13 protein-coding genes, 2 tRNA genes and 1 other RNA gene are annotated in these 18,369 nt (G+C 52.1%); 9 read left to right on the top strand and 7 right to left on the bottom strand.

From position 1 onward, the window contains the following. The first annotated feature begins 55 nt into the window (after positions 1-55). Positions 56-1,441, top strand: coding sequence for a YchO/YchP family invasin (locus tag OGX89_RS04415; protein ID WP_050542097.1), 1,386 nt, complete (start codon positions 56-58; stop codon positions 1,439-1,441). A gap of 21 nt (positions 1,442-1,462) precedes the next feature. On the opposite strand, the gene narL is transcribed toward OGX89_RS04415, so the two are convergent. Then, positions 1,463-2,113, bottom strand: coding sequence for a two-component system response regulator NarL (gene narL / locus OGX89_RS04410; RefSeq protein WP_003833392.1), 651 nt, complete (start codon positions 2,111-2,113; stop codon positions 1,463-1,465). After that, a complete protein-coding gene (narX, locus tag OGX89_RS04405; RefSeq protein WP_003833391.1) occupies positions 2,106-3,902 on the bottom strand; it encodes a nitrate/nitrite two-component system sensor histidine kinase NarX in 1,797 nt (598 codons plus the stop codon). The genes narL and narX overlap by 8 nt, the downstream gene beginning before the upstream one ends. Positions 3,903-4,242: 340 nt before the next feature. Between narX and OGX89_RS04400 the strand changes: the two genes are divergently transcribed. From OGX89_RS04400 to narI, 5 genes are all read left to right on the top strand, one after another. After that, a complete protein-coding gene (locus OGX89_RS04400) occupies positions 4,243-5,634 on the top strand; it encodes a NarK family nitrate/nitrite MFS transporter (protein WP_003833390.1) in 1,392 nt (463 codons plus the stop codon). 515 nt (positions 5,635-6,149) lie between these two features. Next, a complete protein-coding gene (locus OGX89_RS04395; protein ID WP_126957239.1) occupies positions 6,150-9,893 on the top strand; it encodes a nitrate reductase subunit alpha in 3,744 nt (1,247 codons plus the stop codon). Continuing rightward, positions 9,890-11,428: a nitrate reductase subunit beta gene (gene narH / locus OGX89_RS04390; protein ID WP_003833388.1), complete on the top strand. Its 1,539-nt coding sequence runs from the start codon at positions 9,890-9,892 to the stop codon at positions 11,426-11,428. The genes OGX89_RS04395 and narH overlap by 4 nt, the downstream gene beginning before the upstream one ends. Further along, positions 11,425-12,135: a nitrate reductase molybdenum cofactor assembly chaperone gene (narJ, locus tag OGX89_RS04385; RefSeq protein ID WP_063940832.1), complete on the top strand. Its 711-nt coding sequence runs from the start codon at positions 11,425-11,427 to the stop codon at positions 12,133-12,135. Before narH ends, narJ begins: the two co-directional genes overlap by 4 nt. After that, on the top strand, positions 12,135-12,812 hold the full coding sequence (narI, locus tag OGX89_RS04380) for a respiratory nitrate reductase subunit gamma (RefSeq protein WP_003833386.1): 678 nt from the start codon (positions 12,135-12,137) through the stop codon (positions 12,810-12,812). The genes narJ and narI overlap by 1 nt, the downstream gene beginning before the upstream one ends. A gap of 293 nt (positions 12,813-13,105) precedes the next feature. Here narI and OGX89_RS04375 read toward each other — a convergent pair. From OGX89_RS04375 to OGX89_RS04355, 5 genes are all read right to left on the bottom strand, one after another. Continuing rightward, positions 13,106-13,236, bottom strand: a non-coding RNA gene (locus OGX89_RS04375) — RtT sRNA. A gap of 44 nt (positions 13,237-13,280) precedes the next feature. Further along, positions 13,281-13,365 (bottom strand) — tRNA-Tyr (locus OGX89_RS04370). Positions 13,366-13,399: 34 nt separating this feature from the next. Then, positions 13,400-13,484: transfer RNA gene (locus OGX89_RS04365), tRNA-Tyr, on the bottom strand. Positions 13,485-13,640: 156 nt separating this feature from the next. Then, on the bottom strand, positions 13,641-14,483 hold the full coding sequence (purU, locus tag OGX89_RS04360) for a formyltetrahydrofolate deformylase (protein WP_003020737.1): 843 nt from the start codon (positions 14,481-14,483) through the stop codon (positions 13,641-13,643). Positions 14,484-14,538: 55 nt separating this feature from the next. Continuing rightward, positions 14,539-14,994: a YchJ family protein gene (locus tag OGX89_RS04355; protein ID WP_003833385.1), complete on the bottom strand. Its 456-nt coding sequence runs from the start codon at positions 14,992-14,994 to the stop codon at positions 14,539-14,541. A gap of 111 nt (positions 14,995-15,105) precedes the next feature. Here OGX89_RS04355 and rssA point away from each other — a divergent pair, with 111 nt between their 5' ends. The 3 genes from rssA to galU all read left to right on the top strand — a co-directional run bounded on the left by rssA (position 15,106) and on the right by galU (position 18,234). Next, a complete protein-coding gene (gene rssA, locus OGX89_RS04350) occupies positions 15,106-16,017 on the top strand; it encodes a patatin-like phospholipase RssA (protein ID WP_003833384.1) in 912 nt (303 codons plus the stop codon). Positions 16,018-16,107: 90 nt separating this feature from the next. Then, on the top strand, positions 16,108-17,121 hold the full coding sequence (rssB, locus tag OGX89_RS04345; RefSeq protein ID WP_003833382.1) for a two-component system response regulator RssB: 1,014 nt from the start codon (positions 16,108-16,110) through the stop codon (positions 17,119-17,121). Positions 17,122-17,325: 204 nt separating this feature from the next. Next, positions 17,326-18,234, top strand: coding sequence for a UTP--glucose-1-phosphate uridylyltransferase GalU (gene galU / locus OGX89_RS04340; protein ID WP_003020727.1), 909 nt, complete (start codon positions 17,326-17,328; stop codon positions 18,232-18,234). Positions 18,235-18,369 lie beyond the last annotated feature (135 nt).

The raw sequence follows: 18,369 nt of genomic DNA, 5'->3' as shown, positions 1-18,369 counted from the left end.
AGGTAGGATTTACGCTGTGGTCCCCAAATTCAATGATATAAAAGCCAGTAACGATTTGAGCCGTTTTGTTTGCTGCAGATTTTCTCTTCTCCTACTCTTGCCATTGGCAGGCGGTATTGCCAGCGCACGGACATCTTTTATTTACCAGGCCGAAAACCCTTTCGATAACAATAGTGATGGTTTACCCGATCTCGGTCTGGCGCCGGAGTCGCGGGCAGGCGAAAAGCACTTTGCTGAAATGGTCAAAGCGTTTGGTGAAGCCAGCATGACCGATAACGGGCTTGATACGGGTGAACAGGCGAAGCAGTTCGCATTTGGTCAGGTGCGTGACACGGTCAGCGAACAGGTTAATCAGCAACTGGAATCCTGGCTCTCTCCCTGGGGAAACGCCAGCGTTGGATTGCAGGTGGATAACGAAGGCAGCTTTACCGGAAGTCGGGGAAGCTGGTTTATCCCATGGCAGGACAATCCACGTTATCTTACCTGGAGCCAGTTGGGGCTGACGCAACAGGACGAAGGTTTAGTCAGCAATGCGGGGATTGGGCAGCGCTGGGTACGCGACGGCTGGTTTCTGGGTTACAACACCTTTTATGACAACCTGTTGGATGAAAATCTGCCCCGGGGAGGCCTTGGCGCCGAGGCGTGGGGCGAATACTTGCGCTTATCCGCTAACTATTACCAACCGTTGTCCTCCTGGCAGGAGCGTTCCGCAACCCAGGAACAACGGATGGCCCGCGGCTACGACCTGACTGCGCAAATGCGCATGCCGTTCTATCAACACCTCAATACCAGCGTCAGCGTGGAACAGTATTTTGGCGACCGGGTGGATCTGTTTCATTCCGGAACCGGGTACCACAATCCTGTGGCGGTGAATCTGGGATTGAGCTATACGCCGGTGCCGTTGATTACCGTGACGGCACAACATAAGCAGGGCGAAAGCGGAATCAGCCAGAATAACCTCGGCTTAACGCTGAATTACCGATTTGGCGTACCGCTAAAAAAACAACTGATGGTCAGCGAGGTGGCAAACAGCCGATCGCTGCGCGGCAGTCGTTATGACGATCCGCAGCGTAACAATCTGCCGACGCTGGAATATCGTCAGCGTAAAACATTGTCGGTATTTTTGGCCACGCCGCCCTGGGATCTCAAGTCTGGTGAGTCGGTGGCGCTGAAGCTGCAGGTGCGTAGTTTGCATGGGATCCGCCATTTAACCTGGCAGGGTGATACCCAGGCGTTGAGTTTAACGGCGGGTAGCGATAACCGAAGCGTGCAAGGTTGGACGATTATTATGCCGAAGTGGGACAGCAGCGAAGGCGCGACAAACCGCTGGCGGTTGTCTGTGGTGGTAGAAGATGAGCAGGGTCAGCGTGTCTCTTCCAATGAGATCACGCTATCACTGACCGAACCGTTTATTACCGTTTCGGAAAATGATCCTCGTTAGCAATGAAGCATCAACGCGTTATCAGAAAATGCGTTCCTGATGTACCCATACCGCGGCTTCGACGCGTGATTTGAGCTTCATTTTCTTCAACATATGCTTCACATGGACTTTTACCGTACTTTCAGTGATGTCCAGACGACGGGCGATCATCTTGTTCGGCAGCCCCTGGGCAATGAGCTTGAGAATGTCGCGCTCACGCGGTGTCAGTTGGGTGACATCACGGTCCGACGTTGCACGATTAGCACGCAGGCTGGCGGCCAGAACCGGTGTTAAGGCTTCACTCAGCACCATTTCACCGGCCGCTGACTGCTGTAAGGCTTTGAGTAAATCTTCAGGCTCCATATCTTTCAGCAGATAACCGTCAGCGCCGCGTTTCAGTGCGGTAACTACGTCTTCTTCATGATTGGATACGCTAAACACAACGATACGGCCCGACAGTGACTTTTCACGCAGCTTATCGAGAGTTTCCAGGCCGTTCATGCCGGGCATGTTGAGATCAAGCAGGATCAGATCGGGATCAAGGGATTCAGCCAGCTCGATACCCTGCTCACCATTGCTGGCTTCGCCGACAACGGTAATATCGGGCGCCATGCTGACAAGCTGTTTTACACCGGTTCGCAGCATCGGATGATCGTCGATCAACAGGATGGTTGCCGGTTCCAGATTACTCATGGGTATCTCCTTGGACTTCTGTGAAGTTTGTTTCGGGAATAAAAGTGACAGCAACTTCAGTACCGCCCGTCTCGCGACGGCGTACGCGGCAATCGCCGCGCAAGCTTTGCGCACGGTCGCGCATTATAATCATGCCGTAGTGGTTACTGCGTTCGGCGTTTTCCGGTACGCCGCAGCCGTTATCTTGCACTGTTAGTTTGACCTGCTTGCCATTTTGCACCACCGTCACGACCACTTCATTGGCCTGAGAGTGTTTAAGTGCATTACTCAGGGCTTCGCGCGCAATTTGTAGCAGGTGAATCGCCTGATGCGAAGGGACCAGGCGTGGCGGTAGCTGATAATCCAGCTTAACCGTAAATCCAAAACGGGCGCTGTACTCCTGACAGCTGGCTTCCAGCGCCGGCCGTAATCCAGGTTCTGTGAGCTGTAAACGGAAGGTGGTTAACAGCTCACGCAGTTGTGCCCACGAAGCATTCAGCTCGTTACGAATCTGGCTGAGCAACTCGCGACAGTTATCTGAAAGCGCATCGCCCTGCATCTGCAAACAGCTAACCTGCATCTTCATACAAGAGAGCGATTGTGCAATAGAATCATGAAGTTCGCGTGCAATGGTGGCACGCTCTTCCATCACGATCAACTGCTGCTGACGCTCCTGATGTCTGTCGAGCGCGAGCGTTGCGGTCAGTTGCTCAACCAGGGTATCAACCAGTTGCTGCTGATCGTGGCTGAGATGGCGTCCGTTCGGCAAGGTGGCGAGCAGAATACCATACTGGGTATGCGCGTCGGTCAGCCGCCATTTCAATGTGATTCCGCCGTCAATCGCGGGCAGCGTTCCGCGAGGACAAAGATGGCAACCTTTCTCATCACAGCTGGCATTGGACTGACAGGTAAATTCCTGATGATTGTCTTCATCTTCCAGGTCGTAAACCCGGAGTTCAATATCATGCAGCAAGGTCAAATTTTGCAGACCATTCAGTACCGGAGAGAGGCGTTCGCACAACGGCACCTGAGAGTGCAGGCGGCGGTTGGCTTGCCACAGAAAAGAAAGGATCTGATTTTTGTGCTCCAGACCCGCCGTTTTCTCCTGTACCCGCTGTTCCAGCACGGCGTAACTTTCGGCCAGTTCTTCCGACATATTATTCAGTGCCGAGCCCAGAGCGGCCATCTCATTACGCCCGCTGATACGCGCGCGTTGGGTAAAATCACGTTGGCTGACGGCTCGCGCCATTGCCAGCAGCTGTTTCCACGGCTCTAACAGGCGCACGCGCAGCCAGATAATGGTGAACACCAACAGCAATGCCATAAATATGGCCATCAGTCGATGCAGCAGGACGACGCGTTCAATGCGTAATTCAGTGGTATGGTCAAAGGCGGTAACCAGCTTATCCAGACCGCCTACAAAGCGCGTCACATCCTGCGCTACCGCATCAGGCGTTTGCGCATGCGCAAGCCCCGGCGCCAGTTCAGTGTGCCAGTAATCCTGTAGTGCTTTTAACTGCGCCTGTTGTCCGTCTCGCTTTGCGGCACGCGTCAACTCCGGGCTAAACGCCGTTTTCTCCATTTCATCCAGAAGCGGTTGATCGCTAGCGTCCAGCGGTACGGCTGCCAGCAGGCGATAACTCTGCATGCGCAGCGATCCCGCTTTGTTGATTGCATGGGCGCTACCCTGAACGCCCTGAACCAGCCAGCCGGAGACAGCCATACCCGCCACGCCGATGGCTGTGGACAATAAAACAATCAGCGCCACCTGGTTGACCAGCGTAAGCGGGGAGAGACAACGTTTAAACATGGTGACTTGTTCCTTCGGGTTTTCGTCGAACAGAAAACCTTATTGAATGACGATTCTGCTGCAGGCAGTGGCGTTATTCTCGGCGATACACTGGAGTATACCCATACCTCAAACGGGCTACCTCTTAATTGCCAGTGGAGGGAGAGATCCTGGCCGAGGGGGAGTAGGGGGCGACAGAAGCGTGAAAAACCACATCTTTTTTACCGAAGTTATGTACTCATTTAGGGTGATGATAAATTTTAGGCATGAATAATGACACCTTTTCCTTTGATTTATATCAACTTACCTCCAGCTGTAAACCCTAATGTTGCAGGCATCGAAACAAGTATCAGAGGTGTCTATGAGTCACTCATCTGCCCCGGAAAGGGCATCTGGAGCTGTAATTACCGAATGGCGGCCGGAAGATCCCGCCTTCTGGCAGCAGCGTGGTCAACGAATCGCCAGCCGTAACCTGTGGATCTCCGTCCCTTGCTTGCTGCTGGCGTTTTGCGTGTGGATGTTATTTAGCGCCGTGGCGGTGAACTTACCGAAAGTCGGATTTGATTTCACCACTGAACAGCTGTTCATGCTGACGGCATTACCTTCTGTGTCCGGCGCGCTGCTGCGTGTTCCGTACTCCTTTATGGTTCCCCTGTTTGGTGGACGTCGCTGGACAGCGTTTAGCACCGGTATCCTGATCATTCCTTGCGTATGGTTAGGTTTTGCGGTGCAGGATACTTCCACGCCGTTTAGTACCTTTATTATTATCTCTCTGTTGTGCGGTTTCGCCGGTGCGAACTTTGCGTCCAGCATGGCAAACATCAGTTTCTTCTTTCCAAAACAGAAACAGGGTGGTGCGCTGGGTCTGAACGGTGGCCTGGGCAACATGGGCGTCAGCGTGATGCAGTTGGTTGCGCCGCTGGTGGTTTCACTGTCAATCTTTGCCGCATTTGGTAGCCACGGGGTTGAACAACCGGATGGTACACAGCTGTATCTGGCAAACGCCGCATGGATTTGGGTACCGTTCCTTGCGGTGTTAACGCTGGCTGCATGGTTTGGTATGAATGAACTGGCAACCTCAAAAGCGTCGCTGAAAGAGCAATTGCCGGTGCTGAAACGTGGGCATCTGTGGATTATGAGCCTGCTGTATCTGGCAACCTTCGGTTCATTCATCGGTTTCTCTGCCGGTTTTGCCATGTTGTCAAAAACGCAGTTTCCTGAGGTACAGATCCTGCATTACGCCTTCTTTGGACCGTTGATTGGCGCGCTGGCTCGTTCAGCGGGCGGCGCAATCTCTGACCGTCTGGGCGGAACCCGTGTAACGCTGGTGAACTTCGTGCTGATGGCAATTTTCAGTGCCTTACTGTTCCTGACGCTGCCATCAAACGGCGTTGGCGGCAACTTTATCGCCTTCTTCGCGGTGTTCCTGGCATTGTTCCTGACGGCTGGTCTGGGGAGTGGTTCAACCTTCCAGATGATCTCCGTTATCTTCCGCAAGCTGACGATGGACAGAGTGAAAGCTGAAGGCGGTTCAGAAGAGAAAGCAATGCGCGAAGCAGCAACAGACACTGCGGCAGCGTTGGGCTTTATCTCAGCCATTGGTGCGATTGGCGGCTTCTTTATCCCGAAAGCATTTGGTACGTCTCTGGCGTTAACCGGTTCGCCGGTCGATGCGATGAAAGTATTTCTGATCTTCTATGTCGCTTGTGTGGTCATCACCTGGGCGGTGTACGGACGTCATTCTAAAAAGTAAAAAAGCTGTATACACAAAATCATTCGAACTGCATCAAGGCGGCAAGTGAGGATTCCCCAGGAGCTTACTGAAGTATGTGACTGGGGAGAACAAGCTCAGCCAACGCAGAAGCCGTTTGAATGATGACGTGTAGGTTGATTATCCATTGCGCGGTGTTAGACCGCGCTTTTTTTTATCTGTAATTAGTTACAACATACTTTGGTATTGTGAAATGACAACAGCCTGTGAGAACGGTACTCGCAATATGCTAAGCAGGGGGGATACCCCTTAATACCCACTTATAAAGAATTTAACATTTGTATGATAAGTGAATTATTTAAAATCCTTTAAATTCAAAATATTACGTTAAAAAACAATATCCCACTTTGGGGGTATGTAAAAACCAACCTTCATTTTTCATCCCTGCATGCCTTGATCGTTATCAATTCTCACGCCCTTTCAGAGCGTTACCTTCGCTCTCAATCAAGCAATGTCGATTTATCAGAGAGCCGTCAGGCTCCTACAGGAGAAAACCGATGAGTAAATTCCTGGACCGGTTTCGCTACTTCAAACAGAAGGGCGAAACCTTTGCCGATGGGCATGGCCAGCTTCTCAATACCAACAGGGACTGGGAGGACGGATACCGCCAGCGTTGGCAGCATGACAAAATCGTGCGTTCAACCCACGGGGTAAACTGCACGGGCTCATGCAGCTGGAAAATCTATGTGAAAAATGGTCTGGTGACCTGGGAGACCCAGCAAACTGACTACCCACGCACGCGTCCAGATATGCCTAACCACGAGCCTCGCGGCTGCCCACGTGGTGCAAGCTATTCCTGGTATCTCTACAGCGCTAACCGTCTGAAATACCCGCTGATGCGCAAACGTCTGATGAAGATGTGGCGTGAAGCAAAAAGACTGCACAGCGATCCGGTAGACGCATGGGCATCCATCATCGAAGACGCCGACAAAGCAAAAAGCTTCAAACAAGCGCGCGGTCGTGGTGGGTTTGTTCGTTCTTCCTGGCAGGAAGTGAATGAACTGATTGCTGCATCTAACGTTTACACCATCAAAACCTATGGCCCTGACCGCGTTGCAGGCTTCTCTCCGATCCCAGCGATGTCGATGGTTTCTTATGCTTCCGGCGCACGCTATATGTCGCTGATTGGCGGTACCTGCCTGAGCTTCTACGACTGGTACTGTGACCTGCCGCCGGCTTCCCCGCAAACCTGGGGCGAGCAAACCGACGTACCGGAATCTGCCGACTGGTATAACTCCAGCTACATTCTTGCATGGGGCTCTAACGTACCGCAGACCCGTACTCCGGATGCACACTTCTTTACTGAAGTTCGCTATAAAGGCACCAAAACGGTAGCGATTACTCCGGACTACGCAGAAATTGCCAAACTTTGCGACCTGTGGCTAGCACCGAAGCAGGGAACCGATGCGGCGATGGCAATGGCGATGGGCCATGTCATGCTGCGCGAGTTCCACCTCGATAACCCGAGCCAGTACTTCACCGACTATGTTCGTCGTTATACCGACATGCCAATGCTGGTGATGCTCGAAGAGCGTGACGGCTACTATGCTGCTGGTCGTATGCTGCGTGCGGCGGATCTGGTCGACTCTCTGGGCCAGGAAAATAACCCAGAATGGAAAACCGTCGCTATCAACAGCAACGGCGAAATGGTTGCGCCAAACGGTTCAATTGGTTTCCGTTGGGGCGAAAAGGGCAAATGGAACCTTGAGCAACGCGACGGTACGTCCGGTGATGAAACTGAACTGCAGCTCAGCCTGCTGGGTAGCCAGGACGATATCGCTGAAGTGGGCTTCCCGTACTTTGGCGGCGAAGGCACCGAGCACTTCAGTAAAGTAGAGCTGGAAAATATTCTGTTACACAAACTGCCGGTTAAACGCCTGCAGTTGGCCGATGGCTCTACCGCGCTGATGACCACCGTTTACGACCTGACCATGGCTAACTATGGCCTGGAACGTGGTCTGAACGACGAAAACTGCGCGACCAGCTACGATGACGTGAAAGCGTACACGCCGGCATGGGCAGAAAAAATCACTGGCGTATCTCGCTCTCAGATCGTGCGCATTGCCCGTGAATTTGCGGATAACGCCGATAAAACACACGGTCGTTCGATGATCATCGTCGGTGCGGGCCTGAACCACTGGTACCACCTCGATATGAACTATCGTGGCTTGATCAATATGCTGGTGTTCTGCGGTTGTATCGGTCAGAGCGGCGGCGGTTGGGCCCACTATGTCGGCCAGGAAAAACTGCGTCCGCAAACCGGCTGGCAGCCGCTGGCGTTTGCTCTTGACTGGCAGCGTCCGCCTCGTCATATGAACAGCACTTCCTACTTCTATAACCACTCCAGCCAATGGCGCTATGAGACGGTTACTGCGCAGGAACTGCTTTCCCCGATGGCAGACAAATCCCGCTACAGCGGTCATTTGATTGATTTTAACGTTCGCGCTGAACGTATGGGCTGGTTGCCATCTGCGCCGCAGTTAGGGACTAACCCGCTGCGTATCGCCGAAGAAGCGCAGAAAGCAGGTATGACGCCGGTAGATTACACCGTTAAATCCCTGAAAGAAGGTTCAATTCGCTTTGCGGCAGAGCAGCCGGAAAACGGTAAAAACCATCCGCGCAACCTGTTTATCTGGCGTTCTAACCTGCTCGGTTCTTCCGGTAAAGGCCACGAGTACATGCTCAAGTATCTGCTGGGTACTGAACATGGTATTCAGGGCAAAGATCTCGGCCAGCAGAGCGGCGTGAAGCCTGAAGAAGTGGAATGGCAGGATAACGGCCTGGACGGCAAACTGGATCTGGTTGTTACGCTGGACTTCCGTCTTTCGAGCACCTGTCTGTATTCCGACATCGTGCTGCCGACCGCAACCTGGTATGAAAAAGACGATATGAATACCTCGGACATGCATCCGTTTATTCATCCTCTGTCTGCGGCCGTTGACCCGGCCTGGGAATCAAAGAGCGACTGGGAAATCTACAAAGCCATCGCCAAGAAATTCTCTGAAGTTTGCGTGGGTCATCTCGGTAAAGAAACCGACGTCGTTACGCTGCCAATTCAGCACGACTCTGCCGCAGAACTGGCACAACCGCTGGACGTGAAGGACTGGAAAAAAGGTGAATGTGACCTGATTCCTGGTGTTACCGCACCGCACATCATGACCGTTGAGCGTGATTATCCAGCAACCTACGAGCGTTTCACCTCCATCGGCCCGCTGATGGAAAAAATCGGTAACGGCGGTAAAGGGATTGCCTGGAATACCCAGAGCGAAATGGATCTGCTGCGTAAGCTCAATTACACCAAGGCTGAAGGTCCGGCAAAAGGCCAGCCGATGCTGGATACCGCAATTGATGCAGCCGAGATGATCCTGACGCTGGCGCCGGAAACTAACGGTCAGGTAGCCGTTAAAGCCTGGGCTGCGCTGAGTGAATTTACCGGTCGTGACCATACGCATCTGGCGCTGAATAAAGAAGACGAAAAAATTCGCTTCCGCGATATTCAGGCGCAGCCGCGCAAAATTATCTCCAGCCCGACCTGGTCAGGACTGGAAGATGAACACGTGTCTTATAACGCCGGCTATACCAACGTTCACGAGCTGATCCCATGGCGTACGCTGTCTGGTCGCCAGCAGTTGTATCAGGATCATCAGTGGATGCGTGACTTTGGTGAAAGCCTGCTGGTTTACCGTCCGCCAATCGACACCCGTTCGGTGAAAGCGGTGATCGGCGAGAAATCAAACGGTAACCCGGAAAAAGCGCTCAACTTCCTGACGCCGCACCAGAAATGGGGTATCCACTCCACTTACAGCGACAACTTGCTGATGCTGACGCTGTCACGCGGTGGCCCGATTGTGTGGATGAGCGAAGTCGATGCGAAGGATCTGGGAATCGAAGATAACGACTGGATCGAAGTCTTCAACAGCAACGGTGCGCTGACGGCACGTGCAGTTGTCAGCCAGCGTGTACCGGCCGGGATGACCATGATGTACCACGCGCAGGAACGTATCGTTAACCTGCCGGGTTCAGAAATCACCCAGCAGCGTGGCGGGATCCACAACTCGGTGACCCGTATTACGCCGAAACCGACCCATATGATCGGCGGCTATGCGCAGCTGGCCTACGGCTTTAACTACTACGGTACCGTCGGTTCAAACCGTGATGAGTTCGTAGTTGTACGTAAGATGAAGAACATTAACTGGTTGGATGGCGAAGGCAATGACCAGGTACAGGAGAGCGTAAAATGAAAATTCGTTCACAAGTCGGCATGGTGCTGAATCTCGATAAGTGCATCGGCTGCCACACCTGTTCAGTGACCTGTAAAAACGTCTGGACCAGCCGTGAAGGTATGGAGTACGCCTGGTTCAACAACGTCGAAAGTAAGCCTGGCGTTGGCTTCCCGAACGACTGGGAAAACCAGGAAAAATGGAAGGGCGGTTGGATCCGTAAAATCAACGGCAAACTGCAGCCGCGCATGGGTAACAAAGCGCTGCTGTTGGGTAAAATCTTTGCTAACCCGCATCTGCCGGGCATGGATGATTACTACGAGCCGTTTGATTTTGACTACCAGACGTTGCATAACGCCCCGGCAGACAGCAAAGCACAGCCAATTGCTCGTCCACGCTCGCTGATCACCGGTCAGCGAATGGATAAAATCACCAGCGGTCCGAACTGGGAAGAAATTCTGGGCGGTGAGTTTGAAAAACGCGCCAAAGACCAGAACTTCGAAAACATGCAGAAGGCGATGTACGGTCAGTTCGAAAACACCTTCATGATGTACCTGCCGCGTCTGTGTGAGCACTGCCTTAATCCGGCGTGTGTGGCGACCTGTCCGAGCGGCGCTATCTACAAGCGTGAAGAAGATGGCATCGTGCTGATCGACCAGGACAAGTGCCGCGGCTGGCGTATGTGTATCACCGGCTGCCCGTACAAGAAGATCTACTTCAACTGGAAGAGCGGGAAATCTGAGAAGTGCATCTTCTGCTACCCGCGTATCGAAGCCGGTCAGCCGACCGTTTGCTCCGAAACCTGTGTAGGTCGTATCCGTTACCTCGGCGTACTGCTGTATGACGCAGATGCGATCGAAAGTGCAGCAAGCACCGAGCACGAGAAAGATCTGTACCAGCGTCAACTGGACGTGTTCCTCGATCCGAACGATCCGGCTGTTATTGAACAGGCGCTGAAAGATGGTATTCCGCTGAGCGTCATTGATGCCGCACAGCAGTCTCCGGTTTACAAAATGGCGATGGACTGGAAGCTGGCGCTGCCGCTGCATCCGGAATACCGCACACTGCCGATGGTCTGGTACGTGCCGCCATTGTCACCGATTCAGTCAGCTGCTGATGCGGGCGAGCTGGGCAGCAACGGTATTCTGCCGGATGTTGACAGCCTGCGTATTCCGGTTCAGTACCTGGCGAACCTGCTGACCGCAGGTGACACCCAACCAGTACTGTTGGCGCTGAAACGTATGCTGGCAATGCGTCACTACAAACGTGCGGAAACTGTTGACGGCAAAGTTGATACCCGTGCGCTGGAAGAAGTGGGCTTAAGCGAAGCACAGGCACAGGAAATGTATCGTTACCTGGCAATCGCGAACTACGAAGATCGTTTCGTGGTACCGAGCAGCCATCGTGAACTGGCGCGTGACGCGTTCCCGGAGAAAAGCGGTTGTGGCTTTACCTTCGGCGACGGTTGCCACGGTTCTGATACTAAATTCAATCTGTTCAACAGCCGCCGCATCGACGCTGTCGATGTGACCAGCAAAACGGAGCCGCACCAATGATTGAACTCGTCATTGTTTCGCGTCTGCTCGAGTACCCGGATGCTGCCTTGTGGCAGCATCAGCAGGAACTTTTCGATGCACTCGCGTCATCTGAGAACCTGGATAAAGAGGATGCCCAGGCTCTGGGCGTTTTCCTGCGCGATCTAACCGCGCAGGACATGCTGGATGTGCAGGCCGCCTACAGCGAACTGTTTGACCGTGGCCGCGCGACATCGCTGCTGCTGTTTGAACATGTTCACGGTGAATCCCGCGATCGCGGTCAGGCTATGGTTGACCTGATGGCACAGTATGAGCAGCACGGTTTGCAGCTCGACAGCCGCGAACTTCCCGATCATCTGCCGCTGTATCTGGAATACCTTGCGCAACTGCCGAAAAGCGAAGCGCTAGGTGGCTTACAGGATATTGCGCCGATTCTGGCGCTGCTCAGCGCTCGTTTGCAACAGCGTGAAAGCCGTTATGCGGTGCTGTTCGATCTGCTGTTAAAACTGGCGAATACCGTTATCGACAGCGATAAAGTGGCTGAAAAAATTGCGGATGAAGCCCGTGACGATACTCCACAAGCGCTGGATGCGGTCTGGGAAGAAGAGCAGGTGAAATTCTTCGCCGATCAGGGGTGTGGCGAGTCGGAAATCTCCGCTCACCAGCGTCGTTTTGCCGGGGCCGTTGCGCCGCAGTATCTGAATATCACCACCGGAGGACAGCAATAATGCACTTCCTGAATACGTTCTTCTTTGACATCTATCCGTACATCGCGGGTTCTGTCTTTCTAATCGGCAGCTGGCTGCGTTATGACTATGGGCAATATACATGGCGTGCGGCTTCCAGTCAGATGCTGGATCGCAAAGGGATGAATCTGGCGTCAAACCTGTTTCACATCGGGATCCTGGGTATCTTTGCAGGGCACTTCCTTGGCATGTTGACGCCGCACTGGATGTATGAAGCCTGGCTACCGCTTGAAGTGAAACAAAAGATGGCAATGTTTGCGGGCGGTGCCAGTGGCCTGATGTGTCTGATTGGTGGCGTACTGCTGCTGAAACGTCGTCTGTTCAGCCCACGCGTGCGGGCCACCACCACCGGAGCGGATATTCTGATCCTCTCACTGCTGGTGATCCAGTGTGCGCTGGGCCTGCTGACCATTCCGTTCTCCGCCCAGCATATGGACGGTAGTGAGATGATGAAGCTGGTGAACTGGGCGCAGACAGTGGTGACCTTCCAGGGCGGAGCGTCTCAATATCTGGATGGTGTTGCGTTCATTTTCCGTATGCACCTGGTGCTGGGTATGACGCTGTTCCTGTTGTTCCCATTCTCGCGTCTGGTACACATCTGGAGCGTCCCGGTCGAATATCTGACACGCAAATACCAGATTGTTCGCGCGCGTCACTAATCGTATATTTGAGAATGACAAAACCCTGCTTCGGCGGGGTTTTTTTATGCCTGTTTGCCGGATGGCGGCGCAAGCGCCTTATCCGACCTACGAAGGTATCAGCGAGTGCTGTAGGCCTGATAAGCGTAGCGCAGCAGACAAATAGCGGGCACGTATCGAGTTTGTAGGCCTGATAAGCGCAGCGCAGCAGACAAATAGCGGGCACGTGTCGAGTTCGTAGGCCTGATAAGCGAAGCGCATCAGGCAAATAAAGGGCATTGCAGAGGAATTGAGTGTGTTGCTTTATGAAGTGATGGTGGTGGGGGAAGGATTACTCAGCGCAGTGCGCTTCGCCCTTCGGGTCGTTGCCTGCGGCAACGCTTTCTCGCTTCGCTCGAATCGAACCTTAGTCGAAGCTTCTCATCCTTCCCGCATGGGCAGAATATGGGGCATTAGAGATTGATTTGCTGTTGGTGCTTTATGAAGTGATGGTGGTGGGGGAAGGATTCGAACCTTCGAAGTCGATGACGGCAGATTTACAGTCTGCTCCCTTTGGCCGCTCGGGAACCCCACCAGGGGTAATTCAAATTGTAGGCAGTGCTAGAAGATGGTGGTGGGGGAAGGATTCGAACCTTCGAAGTCGATGACGGCAGATTTACAGTCTGCTCCCTTTGGCCGCTCGGGAACCCCACCACGGGGTAATGCTAATTACTGGCCTGCTTCCGTTGGAAGCGGGGCGCATCATATCAAATGATGCGCCCCTGTAAAGCATTCCGTTGATAAAAAAGAACTGGTTGCCTGATTTTTACACGTAAAGATGTAAAGGTAACCAATTAACTTATCAATCGATTACAGAATAATCGTTCGGTTACCGTAAACAAAGACGCGTTGAGCCAGAACCTGATACAGCGCACGGCTTAATACATTTTTTTCAACGTCGCGACCCGCGCGCATCATATCTTCGGCAGTATAGGTGTGATCAACATGGATCACGTCCTGCATAATGATTGGGCCTTCATCGAGGTTATCATTCACGTAGTGGGCCGTCGCGCCGATGATCTTCACGCCACGCTCATAAGCTTGATGGTACGGACGAGCACCAATGAATGCTGGCAGGAATGAATGGTGAATATTGATAATTTTATTCGGAAAGCGTGAAACAAATGTCGGGGTCAGAACGCGCATGTATTTAGCCAGCACGACATAGTCCGGCTGGTGGGCGTCGATAGCATCAGCCATTTTCTGATCATGTTCGTCACGTGTTAAACCTTCATGGCTCACCAGCTCAAACGGAATATCAAACCGTTCAACCAGAGGACGCAAGGTCTCGTGATTGCCGATCACCGCGGCGATTTCAACATCCAGCCCGCCATAATTGGCCTTCATTAATAAATCGCCCAGGCAATGCGCTTCCTTGGTGACCAAAATGACGATGCGGCGGCGGCCTGCTGGGGTTAATTCACGAATCGAGCCTTCAGGTAAGGCGCTGTCCAGATCGGCAAGCAGCGTGACGTCGTTAAAAATGCCCTCCAGTTCGGTGCGCATAAAAAAGCGTCCGGTACGGTGGTCCACAAACTCATTGTTCTGCACGATGTTCAGTTCATGCTTGTAACAGATATTCGTAATGCGCGCGATCAGACCTTTTTGGTCCGGGCAAATAGTACGCAGCACTTTTCGTTGTAATGAATGCATTTGCAGCGGTGATCCTGTTGAGAATGTTTGCAAAATTGATACTGTCGGGCGTTGATTAGCCGCAGCACTTTTTAAATTTTTTACCTGAGCCACAAGGGCAGGTATCGTTTCGTCCAATTTGAGGGCGTGTACCATCTATATAGTACCACTGACCGTTTTCTTTTAAAAAACGAGAGCGCTCGATAATTGCACCTGTTTTACCTTGTTCAGAAAACCGTGCGACAAAACTGACATAGCCGATATTTTCTGTGTCTGCCGTCTCTTGTTCAAAAACGGTCAGTCCAAGCCATTCGGTATGAGTAAATCCTGCGATAATGTCGTCGCGAAACTCGGCCGCATGACAATTCGGATGCCAGGTCCTGATAAGGTAATCTGCGTCTTTCATCACAAAAGCACAGTAACGAGAACGCATGAGGTGTGACGGCGTAGGTGCTACTTGCGCGCCGGACACATAACGGTAGCAACATAGGCTATACTCGACAGCGCTACCACAGGGACAAAGCTGAGACACAAAGTACTCCCTGGAATATAAAAACGGCGTAAAAACGCCAGAGTGGCACTATGTTAACTGAGCGGTAGCGATGTTGCTACGTCTGCAAGCCAGGGGAAGTTTGTACGTATAATGAGAAAAATAAAAATTGGGCTGGCGCTAGGTTCCGGCGCGGCGCGAGGTTGGTCGCATATTGGCGTTATTAAAGCCCTTAAGCATATGGGTATTGATGTTGATATCGTGGCAGGGTGCTCCATCGGTTCGTTGGTTGGCGCTGCCTACGCCTGCAATAAGCTGCCTGCTCTCGAAAAGTGGGTCTGTTCTTTCAGCTATTGGGATGTTTTGCGGTTGATGGATCTCTCGTGGCGCAGGGGAGGTTTACTGCGCGGTGAACGGGTATTCAATCAGTACCGTAATGTGATGCCGGTAGAAGCAATTGAGCAATGTACTCGCCGTTTCGCAACAGTGGCCACCAATCTGAGTACGGGTCGGGAACTTTGGTTCACCGAAGGTGATTTACATCTGGCTGTCCGGGCCTCCTGCAGTATTCCTGGCCTGATGTCACCTGTGGCGCACAATGGTTACTGGCTGGTCGATGGTGCGGTGGTGAATCCTGTCCCTGTCTCCCTGACTCGCGCGTTGGGGGCCGATATTGTTATTGCGGTCGACCTGCAACACGATGCGCATCTCATGCAACAAGATTTACTCTCCTTCAACGTCAATAGCGATGCCGAATCGGGTGATGATGGTGACGAACTCTCATGGCATGCCCGTCTGAAAGAACGCTTGAGCAACATTACGGCCAGGCGTGCAGTAACTGCGCCCACGGCGATGGAGATTATGACGACGTCTATTCAGGTTCTGGAAAACCGACTGAAACGTAACCGCATGGCCGGTGACCCTCCAGACATTCTGATTCAGCCGTTTTGTCCACAAATATCCACGCTGGATTTTCACCGCGCCAGTGCGGCAATTGCTGCCGGGCAGTTAGCGGTCGAGAAGAAAATGGATGAGCTTCTACCCCTGGTGAAAACCAACGTCTAACGCATTTTTTATCAACACTTAAGCTAATTCTGACAGGCGTGAGTGGCAATAGCATGCCACTATTTATTAAAGCCAGTCAGGGGGGAGAATATGACGCAGCCATTGGTCGGAAAACAGATTCTTATCGTTGAGGATGAGCCGGTATTTCGCTCACTCATGGACTCATGGTTTTCCTCTTTGGGAGCGACAACGGCGGTAGCTGGTGACGGACTTGAAGCATTGGACTTGCTTGGGCATTTTAAACCCGACCTGATGATCTGCGACCTGGCTATGCCAAGAATGAACGGTCTCAAACTGGTTGAGTATTTACGCAATCGTGGCGATCAGACCCCGATACTGGTGATTTCTGCGACGGAAAACATGTCCGACATAGCCAAAGCGCTACGACTCGGTGTGGATGATGTCCTGTTGAAGCCGGTGAAAGACCTTAATCGCTTGCGAGAAACCGTCTTTGCCTGTCTTTATCCCAACATGTTTAATTCACGCGTGGAAGAAGAAGAACGGCTGTTTCGCGACTGGGATGCGATGGTGGACGATCCTGCTGCTGCTGCGAAGTTGCTAAAAGAATTACAGCCTCCAGTGTCGCAAGTGCTCTCGCACTGTCGCATTAACTATCGACAATTGGTGGCAGCCGACCAACCGGGGCTGGTGTTGGATATTGCGCCGCTGTCGGATCATGACCTTGCATTCTATTGCCTTGATGTGACGCGGGCAGGGGATAATGGCGTGCTGGCTGCATTATTACTGCGAGCGCTATTTAATGGTTTACTGCAGGAGCAACTGACACAACAAAATCAACGGTTGCCAGAGCTAGGTACGTTATTGAAACAGGTAAATCATTTGTTGCGGCAAGCCAATTTACCAGGGCAGTTTCCCTTGCTGGTAGGGTATTACCACAGCGGATTAAAAAATCTAATTCTGGTATCAGCAGGGCTGAATGCGACATTAAATACCGGTTCCCACCAAGTGCAAATCAGCAATGGCGTTCCGCTGGGTACCTTAGGTAATACGTATCTTAATCAGCTGAGCCAACATTGTGAGTCATGGCAATGCCAGATTTGGGGGGCGGGAGGTCGCCTGCGCTTGATGTTGTCTGCGGAATGAACAATTGAGAGGCGTGCAAATGAAATTGGTTCACCCTCCCCATGTTGTGAGTGCTACTATCAGCGCCAGATTTATTCGTATTTATCTTAATTATACCGACGCGCGTCCTTTTCAGACCAGAAGCTTGTCGCTGTACTGATATACTCGGATGCGATACAGAATGATGAACACGTTCAATACATGAACAGTCCAGGAGAGTTTTAAATGGCTGCCCTTAATTCAAAAGTCAAAAAAGCCGTTATCCCAGTTGCGGGATTAGGAACCAGGATGTTACCGGCTACGAAAGCAATCCCGAAAGAGATGCTACCGTTGGTTGATAAGCCATTAATTCAGTACGTCGTAAACGAATGTATTGCTGCGGGCATCACTGAAATTGTACTTGTAACTCACTCGTCTAAAAATTCCATTGAAAACCACTTCGACACCAGTTTTGAACTTGAAGCGATGCTGGAAAAACGTGTAAAACGTCAGCTGCTGGAAGAAGTGCAATCTATTTGTCCGCCACATGTGACTATTATGCAGGTGCGTCAGGGGCTGGCTAAAGGTCTGGGCCACGCGGTATTGTGCGCGCACCCTGTGGTTGGCGATGAACCGGTAGCTGTAATCCTGCCGGACGTAATTCTTGACGAATACGAATCTGATTTATCCCGCGACAACCTTGCCGAAATGATTCATCGTTTTGATGAAACAGGTAGCAGCCAGATTATGGTTGAACCGGTAGAAGATGTTACGGCTTATGGCGTTGTGGATTGTAAAGGCGTTGAATTATCCCCGGGCGAAAGCGTCCCGATGGTTGGCGTGGTTGAAAAACCAAAAGCTGATGTTGCGCCTTCTAATCTGGCTGTTGTGGGTCGTTACGTTCTTAGTGCCGATATCTGGCCTCTGCTGGCTAAAACCCCTCCGGGAGCGGGTGATGAAATTCAGCTGACAGATGCTATCGATATGCTGATTGAAAAAGAGACGGTTGAAGCTTATCACATGAAGGGCAAAAGCCACGACTGTGGTAATAAACTGGGCTATATGCAGGCGTTCGTTGAATATGGTATTCGCCATAATACTCTCGGCGCCGAATTTAAAGCCTGGCTGGAAGACGAGATGGGTATTAAGAAGTAACCTTCTGGTATTATCTGGTCAGAACGGCGCTGTATTAACAGCGCCGTTTTTTTATACCTAATCCGGGTAGGTTTGAGCGAAGTACCGGTAAAAAAAATCCCGCCAGTGGCGGGATTTTAAACAAACTATTTCTGA

Source organism: Citrobacter sp. Cpo103, assembly GCF_030332605.1.
In the GTDB taxonomy this organism is placed as follows: domain Bacteria; phylum Pseudomonadota; class Gammaproteobacteria; order Enterobacterales; family Enterobacteriaceae; genus Citrobacter; species Citrobacter portucalensis.
Note: the sequence above shows the minus strand (reverse complement) of the source record. Positions and strands in the feature narration are given on the sequence as shown.

Excerpts from the sequence above, each read along its gene's own strand:
- OGX89_RS04400 (WP_003833390.1), top strand. The coding sequence starts at position 4,243 with ATGAGTCACTCATCTGCCCCGGAAAGGGCATCTGGAGCTGTAATTACC.
- narH (WP_003833388.1), top strand. The coding sequence starts at position 9,890 with ATGAAAATTCGTTCACAAGTCGGCATGGTGCTGAATCTCGATAAGTGC.
- narL (WP_003833392.1), bottom strand. The coding sequence starts at position 2,113 with ATGAGTAATCTGGAACCGGCAACCATCCTGTTGATCGACGATCATCCG.
- rssB (WP_003833382.1), top strand. The coding sequence starts at position 16,108 with ATGACGCAGCCATTGGTCGGAAAACAGATTCTTATCGTTGAGGATGAG.
- purU (WP_003020737.1), bottom strand. The coding sequence starts at position 14,483 with ATGCATTCATTACAACGAAAAGTGCTGCGTACTATTTGCCCGGACCAA.
- narJ (WP_063940832.1), top strand. The coding sequence starts at position 11,425 with ATGATTGAACTCGTCATTGTTTCGCGTCTGCTCGAGTACCCGGATGCT.
- rssA (WP_003833384.1), top strand. The coding sequence starts at position 15,106 with ATGAGAAAAATAAAAATTGGGCTGGCGCTAGGTTCCGGCGCGGCGCGA.
- narX (WP_003833391.1), bottom strand. The coding sequence starts at position 3,902 with ATGTTTAAACGTTGTCTCTCCCCGCTTACGCTGGTCAACCAGGTGGCG.
- OGX89_RS04395 (WP_126957239.1), top strand. The coding sequence starts at position 6,150 with ATGAGTAAATTCCTGGACCGGTTTCGCTACTTCAAACAGAAGGGCGAA.
- narI (WP_003833386.1), top strand. The coding sequence starts at position 12,135 with ATGCACTTCCTGAATACGTTCTTCTTTGACATCTATCCGTACATCGCG.
- galU (WP_003020727.1), top strand. The coding sequence starts at position 17,326 with ATGGCTGCCCTTAATTCAAAAGTCAAAAAAGCCGTTATCCCAGTTGCG.